At 61.9% G+C, this 15,446-nt stretch carries 15 protein-coding genes; 4 read left to right on the forward strand and 11 right to left on the reverse strand.

What is annotated here, in order from left to right:
• The first annotated feature begins 100 nt into the window (after window positions 1-100).
• The 3 genes from HY836_RS07305 (at window position 101) to rpoH (ending at window position 3,313) form a co-directional block, all read left to right on the forward strand.
• On the forward strand, window positions 101-751 hold the full coding sequence (locus tag HY836_RS07305) for a TetR/AcrR family transcriptional regulator (RefSeq protein ID WP_290675023.1): 651 nt from the start codon (window positions 101-103) through the stop codon (window positions 749-751).
• 81 nt (window positions 752-832) lie between these two features.
• A complete protein-coding gene (locus HY836_RS07310) occupies window positions 833-2,233 on the forward strand; it encodes a HAMP domain-containing sensor histidine kinase (RefSeq protein WP_290675025.1) in 1,401 nt (466 codons plus the stop codon).
• A 153-nt stretch (window positions 2,234-2,386) separates the two neighbouring features.
• Window positions 2,387-3,313, forward strand: a complete 927-nt coding sequence (gene rpoH, locus HY836_RS07315; RefSeq protein ID WP_290675027.1) for an RNA polymerase sigma factor RpoH — start codon at window positions 2,387-2,389, stop codon at window positions 3,311-3,313.
• A 25-nt stretch (window positions 3,314-3,338) separates the two neighbouring features.
• Here rpoH and HY836_RS07320 read toward each other — a convergent pair whose 3' ends face one another.
• From HY836_RS07320 to tal, 3 genes are read right to left on the reverse strand one after another with little or no spacing between them, the layout of a single operon-like run.
• Window positions 3,339-3,989, reverse strand: a complete 651-nt coding sequence (locus HY836_RS07320; protein WP_290675029.1) for an HAD family phosphatase — start codon at window positions 3,987-3,989, stop codon at window positions 3,339-3,341.
• Between the two features lie 24 nt (window positions 3,990-4,013).
• Window positions 4,014-5,654: a glucose-6-phosphate isomerase gene (pgi, locus tag HY836_RS07325; protein WP_290675071.1), complete on the reverse strand. Its 1,641-nt coding sequence runs from the start codon at window positions 5,652-5,654 to the stop codon at window positions 4,014-4,016.
• A gap of 11 nt (window positions 5,655-5,665) precedes the next feature.
• Complete coding sequence (tal, locus tag HY836_RS07330) at window positions 5,666-6,622, reverse strand: transaldolase (protein WP_290675030.1); 957 nt, start codon at window positions 6,620-6,622, stop codon at window positions 5,666-5,668.
• A gap of 204 nt (window positions 6,623-6,826) precedes the next feature.
• Between tal and zwf the strand changes: the two genes are divergently transcribed.
• Window positions 6,827-8,293, forward strand: a complete 1,467-nt coding sequence (gene zwf / locus HY836_RS07335) for a glucose-6-phosphate dehydrogenase (protein WP_290675032.1) — start codon at window positions 6,827-6,829, stop codon at window positions 8,291-8,293.
• Between the two features lie 4 nt (window positions 8,294-8,297).
• Here the strand turns inward: zwf and HY836_RS07340 are convergent, their stop codons facing one another.
• The 8 genes from HY836_RS07340 to HY836_RS07375 all read right to left on the reverse strand — a co-directional run.
• Window positions 8,298-8,582 carry an STAS domain-containing protein gene (locus tag HY836_RS07340; protein WP_290675034.1) on the reverse strand — a complete coding sequence of 95 codons (285 nt, stop codon included), beginning with the start codon at window positions 8,580-8,582 and terminating at the stop codon, window positions 8,298-8,300.
• A 12-nt stretch (window positions 8,583-8,594) separates the two neighbouring features.
• The gene (locus tag HY836_RS07345) at window positions 8,595-9,269 is read right to left on the reverse strand and encodes a phospholipid-binding protein MlaC (protein WP_290675036.1); all 675 of its coding nucleotides are present in this window, start codon (window positions 9,267-9,269) and stop codon (window positions 8,595-8,597) included.
• Window positions 9,270-9,374: 105 nt separating this feature from the next.
• Complete coding sequence (locus HY836_RS07350) at window positions 9,375-10,208, reverse strand: VacJ family lipoprotein (protein ID WP_290675038.1); 834 nt, start codon at window positions 10,206-10,208, stop codon at window positions 9,375-9,377.
• Window positions 10,205-10,687 carry an outer membrane lipid asymmetry maintenance protein MlaD gene (gene mlaD / locus HY836_RS07355; RefSeq protein ID WP_290675040.1) on the reverse strand — a complete coding sequence of 161 codons (483 nt, stop codon included), beginning with the start codon at window positions 10,685-10,687 and terminating at the stop codon, window positions 10,205-10,207. Before mlaD ends, HY836_RS07350 begins: the two co-directional genes overlap by 4 nt.
• A 29-nt stretch (window positions 10,688-10,716) precedes the next feature.
• Complete coding sequence (gene mlaE / locus HY836_RS07360; RefSeq protein WP_290675073.1) at window positions 10,717-11,499, reverse strand: lipid asymmetry maintenance ABC transporter permease subunit MlaE; 783 nt, start codon at window positions 11,497-11,499, stop codon at window positions 10,717-10,719.
• Window positions 11,499-12,326, reverse strand: coding sequence for an ABC transporter ATP-binding protein (locus HY836_RS07365; RefSeq protein ID WP_290675042.1), 828 nt, complete (start codon window positions 12,324-12,326; stop codon window positions 11,499-11,501). The genes mlaE and HY836_RS07365 overlap by 1 nt, the downstream gene beginning before the upstream one ends.
• A 137-nt stretch (window positions 12,327-12,463) precedes the next feature.
• Window positions 12,464-13,927 carry a glutamate synthase subunit beta gene (locus HY836_RS07370; RefSeq protein WP_290675044.1) on the reverse strand — a complete coding sequence of 488 codons (1,464 nt, stop codon included), beginning with the start codon at window positions 13,925-13,927 and terminating at the stop codon, window positions 12,464-12,466.
• A gap of 24 nt (window positions 13,928-13,951) precedes the next feature.
• Window positions 13,952-15,446, reverse strand: a 1,495-nt coding sequence (locus HY836_RS07375; RefSeq protein ID WP_290675046.1) for a glutamate synthase-related protein, incomplete at its 5' end; no start/stop codon positions are given.

The raw sequence follows: 15,446 nt of genomic DNA on the forward strand, positions 1-15,446 counted from the left end.
ACAACGTGACATGTCATTCCGTTTTGGAACACAATATCAATCAAGGAATCAGGTGTCAACCAGGGGTAATCAGGTGAAGGTGCTCGGGTAACATCGGCGCATGACCGACTCTGTGCCCATGTCTCGCGCCGAATCCAACAAACAGCGTTTGAGGGCCGACATCATCGAGGCCGCGTTCGAGACCTTCTCCGAACAGGGCTACCACCAGACCGGCATCGCCGACATCGCCCGCCGCCTGGGCGTGGGCCACGGCACCTTCTACCGCTACTTCCAGAACAAGCGGGACATCTTCGAGCACGTGGTGCAGGACGTGGCCATCAAGCTCAGCCAGCTGCTGGTGGACGACAACGCCCCTGCAGTGGCCACCTCCCTGGCGGACTACCGCGCCCAGTGCCAGCGCATCGCGCAACGCTTCATGGACTTCGGCTGCGCCAACCCACGCGCGCTGCGGCTGATCATGCTGGAGGCCACCTCCATCGATGCGGCCATGACCGATCAGGTCTTCAAGATGTTCGGTGTCACGGGCAAGGTCACCGCGGCCTATCTGCAAAACGGCGTCGCGCAAGGCTTTTTCCGCCGCGACCTGGACGTCAACGCCTCGGCCCAGGTGGTGGTGGGCATGATCCAGGGCGGCGTCATGCGCTATTTGTCAGCGCCACATGACGAGGCCGGCCTGCAACGCTACGTGGATGCCGCGATCGACATGCTGATCATGGGGATGGGGCAAGCAGATGCACCCTGTCCTCCCTGAGCCCTGGCGCTCGGGAAAGACGCGGCCTTGTATGGGTGAGCGGGCTAAGGGATACTGGTTCCGAAATCCCTACGCCAACACATGATCACCCTGACCTTTTCAGAAGGCCTTGCCGTCAGCGCTGGCGTCATGCAAGCCTTTGTCGCAGCGACGTTCTGGCGCTTCAAACATGCGCGTCCCGAATGGGGCCTGGGGTGGCTGGCTGCGGCCTATGGCATGGGCTCCCTGCTCAACATCGGGGCGCCAGTTCTCATCAAAGCGCAACAAGTCGCTGGCTTGAGCCTCAGCATCAAACTGGTGGCGCTGGTTCTGGGCATCTCCACCATGGGCGCATTGGTGGCAGGCCTGCACAAATACACCAGGCACGCACGCCTGAGTCCATGGCGATGGTTTCTGATCATGTGGGTGCTCTACGCACTCAACATCGCCTTGCGTGCTGCCTACCCTGTGCAAATGGCCAGCAGCGGCAACATGCTGACGGCGATCATCTTCGTGTATTTGATTTCACTGTTCATCAGTGCAGACCGCCGAGAGCCCACGGCAGGTCACGGTGCAGCCGCCCTCATGCTCAGTGCCTACCCCATGATGGTCGTGAGCGCCATTCTGGCCGGGTTCCCACCCAATGAAGTTCTTTACTGGGCCTCCATTCCTTTCACCCTGGCAGGTCTGGGCGTGATGTCCGCCACCATGGGGCGCTTGCGGTCCGAGCTCAAGGAGCTGAACGTCTCGCTGGAGCGCCGTGTACAGGAACGTACCCAGGAATTGCAGGAACTGGTGACCTCACTGGAGCAGTTCAACGGCATGGTGTCCCATGATCTGCGAGGCCCGCTGGGCGGCATCAGCGGCCTGTCAGCTGTGGCCTTGCAAGCCATTCATGAAGGCGACATCGCCAAGGCCAAGCGGCTGTTTGACGTCATCAATGTCGAAAGTGGCCGTCTGGCGGAACTGGTGTCTGACTTGCTCACATTGGCCAAAGTGTCGCATTCGGAGTTGCGCAGGCAGGCAAGCTCACTGGAGGAACTGATGCAGGAGGCCGTACGGTTGCTGAAAGTCAGCCATGGCGATCACGCTGTATCGTGCATTCGCCATGGTCCTCTGCCATCCGTTGATGTGGACCCCGCCTTGCTGCGCCAGGTGCTGGTCAACCTGATCGGCAATGCTTTGAAGTTCTCACGACAGGCGCCGTCACCTGATGTTCATGTGCACGCGGAGAAGGCTAGTGAGGGCATCACCGTTCACATCCAGGACAACGGCGTGGGCTTCGACCCTGACAAAAAGCAGGTGCTGTTTTCACCCTTCAAGCGACTGCATGCCAGCTCGGAGTTTGAAGGCACCGGCATCGGCCTGACCATCGTCAAGCGCATCATTGAACGTCACGGCGGGCACGTGTGGGCTGACAGCCGGCCCGGTCAAGGCGCCACTTTTTCGTTCTACCTGCCGCAAGGTCCGGCCTCACACCGGCCACCCGAGCCGGCGCACTGACATGCGCCTGCTGCGCCATGTTTTTGTATTGCAAAATCAACCTGGGCTGCAGAGGCCATCAAATCACGGCACGATGATGGAACTTTTCGGGCTTAGCACTCTCTGAGCAAGAGTGCTAATATGTTCTGAGAAGGATTCACGAAAGGACCACCCATGACCGTGACCACCGCCATTGCTACCCGTGACCCCTGGAGTGTGGTGCCCTCGCTGGGCAACCTGGACGCGTACATCCGTTCCGTGCAGGCCATCCCCATGCTGGAGGCCGACGAAGAGCAAGCCCTGGCCCGCCGTCTGCGTGATCAGCAGGATCTGCAAGCAGCTTCCAAGCTGGTGCTGTCTCACTTGCGTCTAGTGGTGTCCATCTCCCGCCAGTACATGGGTTACGGCCTGCCCCAGGGCGACCTGATCCAGGAAGGCAACGTCGGTCTGATGAAGGCCGTCAAGCGCTTCGACCCGGATCAAGGTGTGCGCCTGGTGAGCTACGCCATGCACTGGATCAAGGCTGAGATCCACGAGTACATCCTCAAGAACTGGCGCATGGTCAAGGTCGCCACGACCAAGGCCCAGCGCAAGCTGTTCTTCAATCTGCGCTCGATGAAGCACCAGTTCAAGGGCGAAGAAGGCAACGACCACGTCGGTCGCGCCGGCTTCAGTGACGCCGAAATCCACCGCGTGGCGCAAGAACTGAATGTGCGCCCCGAGGATGTCATCGAGATGGAAACCCGCATGTCCGGCGGTGACGTGGCCCTGGAAGCCCCGGCCGACGACGACCATGAAGGCGCCATCTCGCCGCTGACCTACCTGTCGGACGAGGTGCACGAACCCACCCGCGTGATCGAAGCACATCGCCGCGACTGGCTGGCCAGCGATGGCATCGCCATGGCGCTGGAACAGCTGGACGAGCGCAGCCGCCGCATCGTGGAAGAGCGCTGGCTCAAGGTCAATGACGACGGCTCCGGCGGCATGACCCTGCATGATCTGGCGGCGGTCTACGGCGTCAGCGCCGAACGCATCCGCCAGATCGAGGTGGCCGCGATGAAGAAGATGCGCAAGGCGCTGAGCGATACGGTCGAAGCCTGATCACCTGGCCCGGTCGCCCAGGCAATCAGAGCCAGCCCAGCTCGGCCAGCTCAGCCTGGCACTGGGCCGCATCCACAAATTGAACAGCCCGCCACCCCAGTGTGCGGGCTGTTTTGATGTTGTGGAGGTTGTCGTCGATGAACACGGTCTGCTCTGGCTGCACACCGAACTGGACCGCGGCCGTTTCAAAGATGTCCGCGTTGGGCTTGATCTGCTGCACGTCGCACGAAAACACGCCTGCCAGGAAGCGATCCAGGAAGGCGTGCTCACGCTGCAAGAACTCCGCGTAAGGGCGCGGCATGTTCGACAGGAAGTACAAAGGCATGCCTGATTCAGACAGGCGATGCAACCAATCCACCGTAGCGGGAATCGGCGCCAGGTGCGGCGGAATCGCCTCCATCAGGCGGTGAACGTCGTGCCCTTGCAGACCGGTCCGGTGCGCGATCTTGTCGCGAACCCCATCCCAGCTCAAGACGCCACGGTCAAACTCCGACCAGTCGCTGCCCGGCACAAAGGATTCGAACACCCGCGCAGCCAGATCCAGTGCCTGCTGGTCATTGCTGGCCAGGTGTGGCAAGACGGACTGAATCAGCTTGGCGGGTTGCCAGTTGAACAGCACGCCGCCGAAATCGAACACCACAGCCTGAGGCTGACGAGCGGCATCAAGCTGGCTCATGTCACATTCCTTGAAAAGTCGGGCTCAACGCAGGCGCGCGATCATGGCGGCCGTGGCCGCATCCAGTCCGGCGGTATCGCCAGAGGTCAAGCGCGGCAGCAGGTCCTTGCACAAGGCCTTGCCCAACTCCACGCCCCACTGATCGAACGAGTTGATGCCCCACAGCGCGCCACTCACGAAAGTGCGGTGCTCATAGAGGGCCACCAGTGCGCCCAGCGAACGCGGCGTGACTTCGTCCAGCAGCAGCGTCAGGCTGGGCCGGTTGCCGGGGAAGGTGCGGTGCTTGGCGATGGCCTGAGGGCTCATGTCCTTCGACGCGGTAGGCACATGCTCCTGCAGTGCATCCGCAGCGGACTTGCCCCACGTCAGCGCCTGGGCCTGCGCCAGGCCGTTGGCCAACAGCACATGGTGTTGCTGCCCCAGCAAGGCCCGCATGGCCGGCGACATGGCGCCGGGTGCCCGGTAACTGGCGTGCTTGACGAGCAGGAACTCGACCGGGATCACATCCGAGCCCTGGTGCAGCATCTGGAAAAAAGCATGCTGGCCATTGGTGCCTGGCTCACCCCACAGCACGTCGCTGGTGGCATAGGGCAGCGGGTCGCCGTTGGCATCCACGCTCTTGCCATTGCTCTCCATCACGAGCTGCTGCAAGTAAGCGGGCAAGCGGCGCAGGCCATGGTGATACGGCACCACGCAACGGCTCGTGTAGCCCTTGAAATTGCGATACCAGACGTCCATCAAACCCAGCAGCATCGGAAGGTTGGCCTGCACGGGCGCTTGCGCAAAGTGCTCATCCATCGCGTGCGCACCTGCCAGCATCGCGTGGAAGTTGCTGCTGCCCAGTGCCAGCGCAATCGGCAAACCGATGGCCGACCACATCGAAAAGCGCCCGCCTACCCAGTCCCAGAAGCCAAAGGTCTGGGTGATGCCAAAGGCGGCGGCCAATTCCACGTTGGTGGTGGTGGCCACGAAGTGACGGGCGATGTCCTTGCCCCCCTGGTCCAGGAACCACTGCCGCGCAGCCTGCGCATTGGCCATGGTTTCCTGGGTCGTGAAGGTCTTGGAAGCCACCACGAACAAGGTGTGATCAGGGCGCACCTTGCGCAGCACGCTGGCCAGATCCTGGCCGTCCGCGTTGGACACGAAATGGAAGTTCAAGCCAGGGTGCACGTAGGCATCCAGCGCGGGCACCACCATCTGAGGCCCCAGATCGGAGCCACCAATGCCAATATTGACCACGTCCGTGATCTGCCCAGGCGCCGTACCACCGGCGGTCAAACGCACGCGCTCGACAAAGGCCAGCATGCGATCCAGGACCTGATGCACCTGCTCACTGTATGGCGCAGGCCCTCGTGGTGCACGCAAGGCCGTGTGCAACGCAGCACGCCCTTCAGTCTGATTGACGATGTCACCGGCCAGGAGCGCATCGCGCCGCGCCTCCAGGCCACACTCGCGCGCCAGATCCAGCAAGTGGCGCATCGTGGCCACATCCCAATGCGCACGCGACAAATCTGCAAACACTTCCGGCGCCTGAATGCCCAGACACTGAACGCGATCGGGGTTGTCGGCAAACACCTGGCGAAGATCCAGATCTCGCCCATGGGCCTCGAAATGCCCGCTCAAAGCGGACCAGGCCACAGTCTGATCACAACGGGGATAGCCCATGGCAACTCGCGTCAACGCTGCGCCTCGATCAAGGCATCGAGCTTGCCGGCATCCACCGCAAACAAACGAATCCCCTCGGCCAGTTTCTCGGTGGCCATCGCGTCTTCATTGAGAGCGTAGCGGAAGGCAGACTCCGTCAAGGGTGCCGGGGCAGCCGCCGTGCTGGAAGGCGACGTCAACTGACGCACCACCGGTTGAGCCAAGCCATCTGCCGACTGCAGTTGAGCGAGCAGATCCGGGCTGATGGTCAGCAGATCACAACCAGCCAGCGCCAGAATCTGGCCCACATTGCGGAAGCTGGCCCCCATCACCTCGGTGCGGATGCCATGCTGCTTGTAGTAGTCGTAAATGCGCGCCACGGACTTCACGCCTGGATCGTTGACACCAGCGTTGGCAGCTTCGTCCCACTGCGCACCGGCCGTCTTCTTGTACCAGTCATAGATGCGACCGACGAAAGGCGAGATCAGTTGCACCTTGGCATCGCCACAGGCCTGGGCCTGTACGTAGGCAAACAGCAAGGTCAGATTGCAGTGAATGCCCTCTTCCTCCAGCACCTTGGCAGCCTGGATGCCTTCCCAGGTCGAAGCGATCTTGATCAGCACGCGGCTGCGCGAAATACCCGCAGCCTCATACAAGCCCATGATGTGGCGGGCACGCGCGATCGTCGCCTGGGTATCGAAACTCAGGCGGGCGTCCACTTCCGTGGAAACACGGCCAGGCACCACTTTGAGAATTTCCAGCCCGAAGCGCACCAGCACCTGATCGACGATGGCTGCCAGCGACTCGGTTCGGTGAGCAGCCACCGTATCAGCCAGCAAGGGCGCATAGTCGGGCTTCTGAACAGCCTTGAGGATCAGAGAGGGGTTGGTGGTCGCATCCTGCGGCGTGAACTGGGCGAGTTGTTTGAAATCGCCGGTATCGGCCACGACGGTGGTGCAGGCCTTGAGCTGTTCGAGTTGCGAGGTCATATCTCTGATTCGAATCGGAAAAGCGGATTCGCTTGGTGTTTTTGTTGGCGTGTCAAAAATACACCGGCTTATCCAGTACTGAATACACAGACTGCAGCGGTGAATTTGCCTTATTGTTCCCTTTATTCTGAGTCCAATTCGGTGACAAAGTTCGGTACTACCCCTCAAGCGGATAGTCAGACTGACCATTTTTCGCAACTGCGCATGTCTTTTGACCTCGTTTTCTTCGGCGGAACCGGCGACCTGACCTGGCGCAAGCTCATGCCTTCGCTGTTTCAGGCCTGGCGCCATGGCAAATTGCCGGCCGACGGCCGCATCCTCGCCGTGGCCCGCGACGAACAGGACGACGCCAGTTACCGCAACTGGCTGCAGGAACGCCTGCGCGCCGCCGACAGCGCCAAGCGCCCGACGGAAGACGAATACGCCCAGTTCTCGGCGCTGATCCACTACATGCGCATGGACCTGTCGCTGCCAGCTGATTACCTGCGCCTCAAGGCTTGGTTGCAAGAGCGCCAGACTGACAACACCGTCATCTACCTGGCCACCAGCCCGCATCTGTTCCCGACCATCTGCCAGCAACTGGGTGCCTGCGGCCTCAATCACGAGGGCATCCGTGTCGTGCTGGAGAAGCCCCTGGGCCACGACCTGGCCAGTGCGCAGGACATCAACCAGGCGGTGCGCGCCGTGTTCACTGAACGCCAGGCCTTGCGCATCGACCACTACCTGGGCAAACCTTCGGTGCAGAACCTCATGGCGCTGCGCTTCGGCAATGTGCTGTTCGAGCCCTTGTGGCGCCGCGAGAGCATCGCCAACATCCAGATCACGCTGGCAGAAACGCTGGGCGTGGGCACGCGAGGCGATTTTTACGACCGCACCGGCGCCCTGCGCGACATGATCCAGAACCATGCACTGCAGTTGCTGACCATGGTCGCGATGGAGCCCCCCTCCAGCGCCGACGCGGATGCGATCCGCGATGAGAAACTCAAGGTGCTGCGCTCGCTCAAGCCCTTCGATGCCGCCACGGTGAACCGCGATGTGGTGCGTGGTCAGTACCGCGCTGGCACGATTGCGGGACAGCCGGTCAAGGGTTACCTGGAAGAAGACAAGGTGCCGGCGGGCAGCCACACGGAGACCTTTGTGGCCCTGCGCTGCGAGGTACAGAACTGGCGCTGGGCGGGCGTGCCCTTCTACCTGCGCACAGGCAAGCGCATGGCTGACCGCCATGCGGACATCGTGGTGAACTTCCGCCCGACACCGCACCCGATCTTTCCCGGCGCCCACACGGCCAACAAGCTGGTGATCAAGCTGCAGCCTGAGGACGGGCTGGAGTTGCACCTGCTGGCCGCCAAGGGTTCGGTGGCATCGGCTGGCGTGGGTGCATTGCCCGAGACCTTATCACCCGTGTCGCTGGACCTGGATTTCGACAAGGCCTTCCCCACCGATCGCGTGGGCGCCTACGAACGCATGCTGCTGGATGCACTGGCCGGCCGGCTCAATCTGTTTGTGCGCTCCGATGAGCAGGAACAGGCCTGGCGTTGGGTGGAGCCGATTCTGGATACCTGGGCACACGACAGCAGCACCGTGCGCAGCTACACCGCCGGCACCTGGGGGCCACCTGCGGCCAGCGCCCTCGTGGCGCGTGATGGGTTTGCCTGGGCCGAAGAGGCCTGAACGATCAGGCCGACTGCAGCAAGCCGTCCACGCCATAAAGGCGAGCCAACTCCGTCAGGCGCGGGGGCAGCGATTGCACTGCAAACGCCCTGCCCTTGGCGCGGGCCATGCGCTGGCACTCCAGCAGCACGGCCAAGGCGCTTGAATCAAAACGCTGCAGGGCAGAGCCATCCACCGTCAGCATGGCTGCATCCGAACTGCCTTTGGCGGCCTTGTCCAGCGTCTGCTTGAACAGGCTCAGCACATGGGGCACTTCAGCGTGCGTGATGACGGCGGGCAAAAGCAGCATGGTGTTCCCGAATCAGCCTGCGACCTTCTTGGTCGCCAGTTGCTTGTTGCGCTCGACCAGCTTGGCGATCAGGCCATCAATACCGGATGCATTGACCTCCTGGGCAAAGCTGCTCTGGTAGGTCTGGACCAGCCAGGCGCCCAGCACGTTCACGTCATAGATCTTCCAGCTGTCGCCTGCCTTTTCCAGACGGTAGTCCAGCTGGATCGGGTCACCCTTGCCGCGCACGATGGTACGCACCACCACTTCGGTGTCTTCCGGACGGCTGCGCATGGGCTTGTACTCAACGACCTGATCCTTGATCTGGGCCACGGCACCCGCGTAGGTGTAGACCAGCAAAGTCTTGAACTCGTCCTGCAGGCGCTTTTGTTGCTCGGGTGTGGCCTGGCGCCATGCACGGCCCACGGCGGTAGCCGTCATGCGCGTGAAGTTCACATTCGGCATGATCTTGCTGTCGACAACCAGGATCACCTTGTGGAGATCGCCGGCCTGAATGGCCTTGTCACCCTTGACCGTGGCGAACACCTCGGTGGTGATGGTCTTGATGAAGGCATCCGGCGTCTGAGCGGAAGCGGCGGCAGACGTGGTCGCGACAGCCTCGGCTGCTGCAGATGCACCCGACAGCGCAGCCAGCGACAAGGCGGCAGCCGCGATCAGACGAACAGTGATGACATTGACGGAAGACATGTTGTGGTCCCTTTCGGAGAGCATTCCATCCACTAACGCGGCAAAAGCGCGCCAGGTGGACCTGGTTGCCCTCGATTATCTTTCTTTACGCCAGACCCGCCGGTATCAGGGGAACATGGCCCATGGGTTGGCGGCGGATTCGGCTTGCGCTACCTTTACCTGTGCATCAGCAGGCCCAGATGCCGCACCGACTTCACTGGCGCCTGCTGCAGGTGGCGCCACGTTCTCAGGCTGAGAGGGGTCATCCAGCTCCTCTTCCTCGGGCGGATCACCTTCGTAGATCAGGTTTTGCCGGCGCTGCAGGAAGGCGTCACGCACGAACGAGTACTTGTCCAGCGCCACGTCGTCAACCAGATTGGTGGCACTCAGGTAACTGGCGCGTGCGTTGACGATCTGCAAGGCACGCAGCAGGTTTTCCTCTCGCGGATACGTGCCCAAGGTCGATGGCGAGAAATACATGTCGCCAGGCATCCCGACCGAATCGCGCAAGGTGGACGACCCCAGCACCGGCCAGACGATGTAAGCGCCAGGCTTGACACCCCATACACCCAACGTCTGCCCGAAATCCTCATTGGATTTGTACAGTTGCATCGGTGTGGCGATGTCGATCAGGCCACCCAAGCCCAGGGTGGAGTTGACCGAGACCCGAATCACGCCCAGTGTGCCGTCCTTGAAGCGCCCTTGCAGAAACAGGTTGGCCGTCGACCAGACTTCCTTGATGTTGCCGACGAAATTGCTGACAGCCGTGCGCACCGGCTCTGGCGTCACGGCCTTGTAGCCCTCAGCCACAGGCTTGAGCACATTGGCATCCAGCGACTCGTTGAAGCCGAATACCTTGCGGTTCCAGGGCTCCAGCGGATCGGGGTTCTGGCGCGTGGCGCAGCCTTGCAAAGCGCCAGCCAGCATCAAGCCGACCAGCAAAGCGGTTTTCCTGTTCACTTCTGCCCCTCCTTGCCACCGCTCCCTTCAGCAGCCTTGCTGTAGAGGAACTGGCTGATCAGGTTTTCGAGGACGATGGCCGACTGGGTGCTCTTGATGGTGTCGCCAGCAACCAGATTGGACTCGCCATAACCAGGCTCCAGACCGATGTACTGCTCACCGAGCAGCCCTGCGGTCAGGATCTTGGCTGACGTATCTTTCGGAAAAGCCACACCTTTGTTGAGGGCGATCTCAACTTGCGCCTGATAGGTCTTGGTGTCAAAGGTGATGGACTGCACACGACCGACCACCACACCCGCACTCTTGACCGCCGCCTGACGCTTGAGCCCGCCGATGTTGTCAAAGCGGGCCACCACGTTGTAGCCGCTGTCAAACGACAAAGTCAGCAGGTTGCCGGCCTTGAGCGCCAGAAAGAGGATGGCGGCCGCGCCCAGCAGCACGAACAGGCCAACCCACACATCATGTTTTGATTTCTGCATCTTGTTCTTCCTTGCAGCCCTGCCCGATCTCAGATCGAGAACATCATGGCTGTCAGCACAAAGTCCAGCGCCAGCACGGCCAGCGAGGCCATCACCACCGTACGCGTTGTGGCCAGCGACACACCTTCTGGCGTCGGCTGGCACTCGTAGCCTTGCAAGAGCGCCACGAAAGTCACGGTCAAGCCAAACACCACGCTCTTGAGCATGCCGTTGCCGACGTCGGCCCAGACCTCGACGCCGTTCTGCATCTGCGACCAGAAGGCACCTTCGTCCACGCCGATCATCACGACGCCCACCACCCAGCCGCCCAGAATACCCACAGCCGAGAACACCGCGCCCAGCAGGGGCATCGCGATCACGCCACCCCAGAAACGAGGTGCCAGCACGCGTTGAATCGGATCCACCGCCATCATTTCCATGGCGGCCAGTTGCTCGCCGGCTTTCATCAGGCCTATCCCGGCTGTCAGAGCCGTACCTGCACGACCAGCAAACAACAAGGCTGCCACCACAGGCCCCAGTTCACGCACCAGTGACAAGGCCACCATCAGGCCCAAGGCTTCGCTGGAGCCATAGCGCTGCAGGATGTAGTAGCCCTGCAAGCCCAGCACGAAGCCGACGAACAGGCCAGACACCACGATGATGGCCAGCGAGTAATTGCCCAGGAAGAAGATCTGCTCGGACAGCAAGCGTGGGCGACGCAGGGTGGCGCCCAGCGTCATCAACAAGCGCAGGAACAGACGGGCACCATAGCCCATGTCTGCCAGCTTGGAGCGGGTGGCCCGCCCCACATAGGCCGGATTGAGCCAGTTGATCATCCGCGCACCCCGAAATCTTGACCTGCTTCGGCAGCAGGGTAGTGGAAACGAACCGGACCATCGGGCGCGGCATGCACGAACTGCTTGACCAGCGGATCTTCGCTGACGCGCATCTCGGCGGGTGTGCCCTGCGCCACGATGCGGCCATTGGCCAGCAGCACGATGTGATCGGCGATCAGGAAGGTTTCCTCCACGTCGTGCGAGACCACGATGCTGGTCAGGCCCATGGTGTCGTTGAGCTCACGGATCAGGCGCGCGGCGATGCCCATGGAGATGGGGTCCAACCCGGCAAAGGGCTCGTCATACAGCATCAACTCGGGATCCAGCGCCATGGCACGCGCCAGGGCCACACGACGCGACATGCCACCGGACACCTCGCTGGGCATCAGATCACGCGCACCACGCAGGCCCACCGCGTTGAGCTTCATCAGCACCAGATCACGCAGGATGGACTCTGGCAGATTGGTGTGCTCGCGCAGCGGGAAGGCCACGTTCTCGAACACGGACAGATCGGTGAACAAGGCGCCGAACTGGAACAGCATGCCCATGCGACGTCGCGCGGCCATCAGACCTTCTGCATCCAGCGTGGCCACATCCTGGCCATTGACCAACACTTGCCCGGACAAGGCCTTGATCTGGCGGCCGATCAAACGCAGCACGGTGGTCTTGCCACCGCCGGACGTGCCCATCAAGGCGACGACGCTGCCACGCGGCACCACCAGGCTGATGTTCTCCAGAATGATCCGATCGCCATAGCCGCAAGTCACGGCGCGCAACTCGACGGCGTTTTCGGGCAACGGTGTGGACGCGTCTGGTTCAGACATCTGGGGACACAGGTGGTGGAGCAGAAAAGAAAAAGGGCCGGCGTAGTGCCGGCCCCTCCGATGATAGGGTATTCACGCGCCATCTGCCTGTCGCCCCGATGGGTGGGCACAACAGGCAAAAGGCCAATAAACGGTGTTTATCGGGGCAGCGTGGTCGAGCCCATCAGGAATGCGTCCACCTCACGGGCAGCCTGGCGGCCTTCGCGGATGGCCCAGACCACCAGCGATTGACCACGGCGCACGTCACCGGCGGCGAAAACCTTGGCCACATTGGTGCGGTAGCCGCCAGCGTCGGTCGAAGCCTTGGCATTGCCACGGCCATCCTTCTCGACGCCAAAGCCGGTCAGCATGGTTTCCACCGGGTTGGTGAAGCCCATGGCCAGCAGCACCAGGTCAGCCTTGAGGATCTGCTCGGAACCGGCGACTTCAATGAACTTGCCGTCCTTGAACTCGACGCGAACCGTCTTCACAGCCGTGACCTTGCCATTTTCGCCAATGAATTCCTTCGTGGCGATGGCGAACTCGCGCTCGCAACCTTCTTCATGGCTCGAAGACGTGCGCATCTTGATCGGCCAGTAAGGCCAGGTCAGTTCCTTGTTTTCCTGCTCGGGAGGCTGAGGCATCAGCTCGAACTGGATCACGCTCTTGGCACCATGACGGTTGGAGGTACCCACGCAGTCGGAACCCGTGTCGCCGCCGCCGATCACGATCACGTTCTTGCCCGTGGCCATGATCTGGTCCTTGACCTTGCCGCCCGCATTCACGCGGTTCTGCTGAGGCAGGAACTCCATCGCGAAATGGATACCAGCCAGGTCACGACCGGGCACAGGCAGGTCACGCGATTGCTCGGAGCCGCCAGCCAGGATCACCGCATCGAACTCCTTGTTGAGTTGCTCGGGGGTGACGGTATCCTTGGCCCAGTTGGTGACCTTGGAACCCTTGGGCATCTCGCCCACGATGGTGTTGGTCTTGAAGACCACGCCTTCGGCTTCCATCTGCTTGACGCGCTTGTCGATGTGCGACTTGTCGAACTTGAAGTCGGGGATACCGAAACGCAGCAAGCCACCGATGGTGTCGTTCTTCTCGAACACGGTCACAGCGTGACCGGCGCGAGCCAGCTGCTGAGCAGCAGCCATGCCGGCAGGGCCGGAGCCCACGACAGCGATCTTCTTGCCGGTCTTGACGGCAGCAGGCTGAGGCTTGATCCAACCTTCGGCCCAGGCACGGTCAACGATCGAATGCTCGATCGACTTGATGCCAACGGCGTCGTTGTTGATGTTCAGCACGCAAGCGGCTTCACAAGGTGCCGGGCAGACACGACCAGTGAAGTCGGGGAAGTTGTTGGTCGAGTGCAGCACCTCGATCGCGTTCTTCCAGTCGTTGCGGTAAACCAGATCGTTGAAGTCCGGAATGATGTTATTGACCGGGCAGCCGCTATTGCAAAACGGTGTGCCGCAGTCCATGCAACGTGCGCCCTGGATCTTGGCCTCTTCAGGCTTCAGACCAATGACGAATTCCTTGTAGTTCTTGACGCGCTTTTCGACGGGCTCGTAGCCCTCTTCCAGCCGCTCGAATTCCAGAAAGCCAGTGACTTTTCCCATTTCAATTCACTCCACGTCGTCGGTTCAGGCCTTGGCCTTGCCGGACTTCGACTTGCCCTCATCGCCCTTAGCCTTGGCGATGGTGACGGTTGCTTCTTGCTTGGCGCCCATTTCGGTCAGCGCGCGGCGGTACTCGTGCGGGAACACCTTGACGAACTTGGCCATGGCAGTCGACCAGTTGTCCAGGATCTCGCGGGCACGCAGCGAACCGGTCCAGCGATGGTGGTCTTCGATGAGCTTCTTGAGCGCAGCTTCGTCGGCCACACCCTTGTGCATCGGGATACCTGCATCGGCTTGCTCGGCGGCTGGCAGCACCTTCTCCAGGGAGACCTGGGCGGTGTTGACGCGCTTGGCGAACTGGCCATCTTCGTCGTAGACGTAGGCGATACCACCGGACATACCGGCAGCGAAGTTGCGGCCGGTCTTGCCCAGCACCACGACCGTACCACCGGTCATGTATTCGCAACCGTGGTCGCCCGTGCCTTCGACAACTGCCGTGGCACCGGACAGACGCACGCCAAAGCGCTCGCCGCCCACACCGCGGAAGAAGGCTTCACCTTCGGTGGCACCGTACAGCACGGTGTTGCCGACGATGATGTTGTCGGTGGCGTTGCCACGGAAGTCGATGCTGGGGCGCACGACCACGCGGCCACCCGACAGGCCCTTGCCTGTGTAGTCGTTGGCTTCACCGATCAGGTACAGGGTGATGCCCTTGGCCAGGAACGCGCCGAACGATTGACCGCCCGTGCCTTCCATCTGGATGAACACGGTCTGATCAGGCAGGCCATCAGGATGGTGCTTGATCAACTCGCCCGACAGCATGGCGCCAACGGTACGGTTGACGTTGCGGGCCTCTTCCATGAACTGGACCTTCTCGCCGCGCTGGATGGCGGGCTGGGCCTTCTCGATCAGGCGCACGTCCAGGGCCTTGTCCAGACCGTGGTCTTGCGTAGACACATGCAGACGAGGCACTTCGGCAGGCACCGGAGGCAGCGCGAAGACGCGGCTGAAGTCCAGGCCCTGAGCCTTCCAGTGCTCCACGCCCTTGCGCATGTCGAGCAGGTCGGCACGGCCGATCAGGTCGTCGAACTTCCTGATACCCAGCTGGGCCATGATCTGACGCGCTTCTTCGGCAACGAAGAAGAAGTAGTTCACGACGTGCTCGGGCTTGCCGGAGAACTTCTGGCGCAGCACCGGGTCTTGCGTGGCCCCGCCCACCGGGCAGGTGTTGAGGTGGCACTTGCGCATCATGATGCAGCCCTCGACCACCAGCGGTGCGGTGGCGAAGCCGAACTCGTCGGCACCCAGCAGGGCGCCCACGATCACGTCGCGGCCGGTCTTGATCTGGCCGTCGGTCTGCACGCGCACACGGCCGCGCAGGCGGTTGAGCACCAGGGTCTGCTGGGTTTCAGCCAGGCCCAGCTCCCACGGCGTGCCGCAGTGCTTGATGGACGACCAGGGCGAAGCGCCTGTGCCGCCGTCGTGGCCGGCGATCACGATGTGGTCGGCCTTGGCCTTG

The organism is Aquabacterium sp. (assembly GCF_016234775.1).
Taxonomy (GTDB): Bacteria; Pseudomonadota; Gammaproteobacteria; order Burkholderiales; family Burkholderiaceae_C; genus Aquabacterium.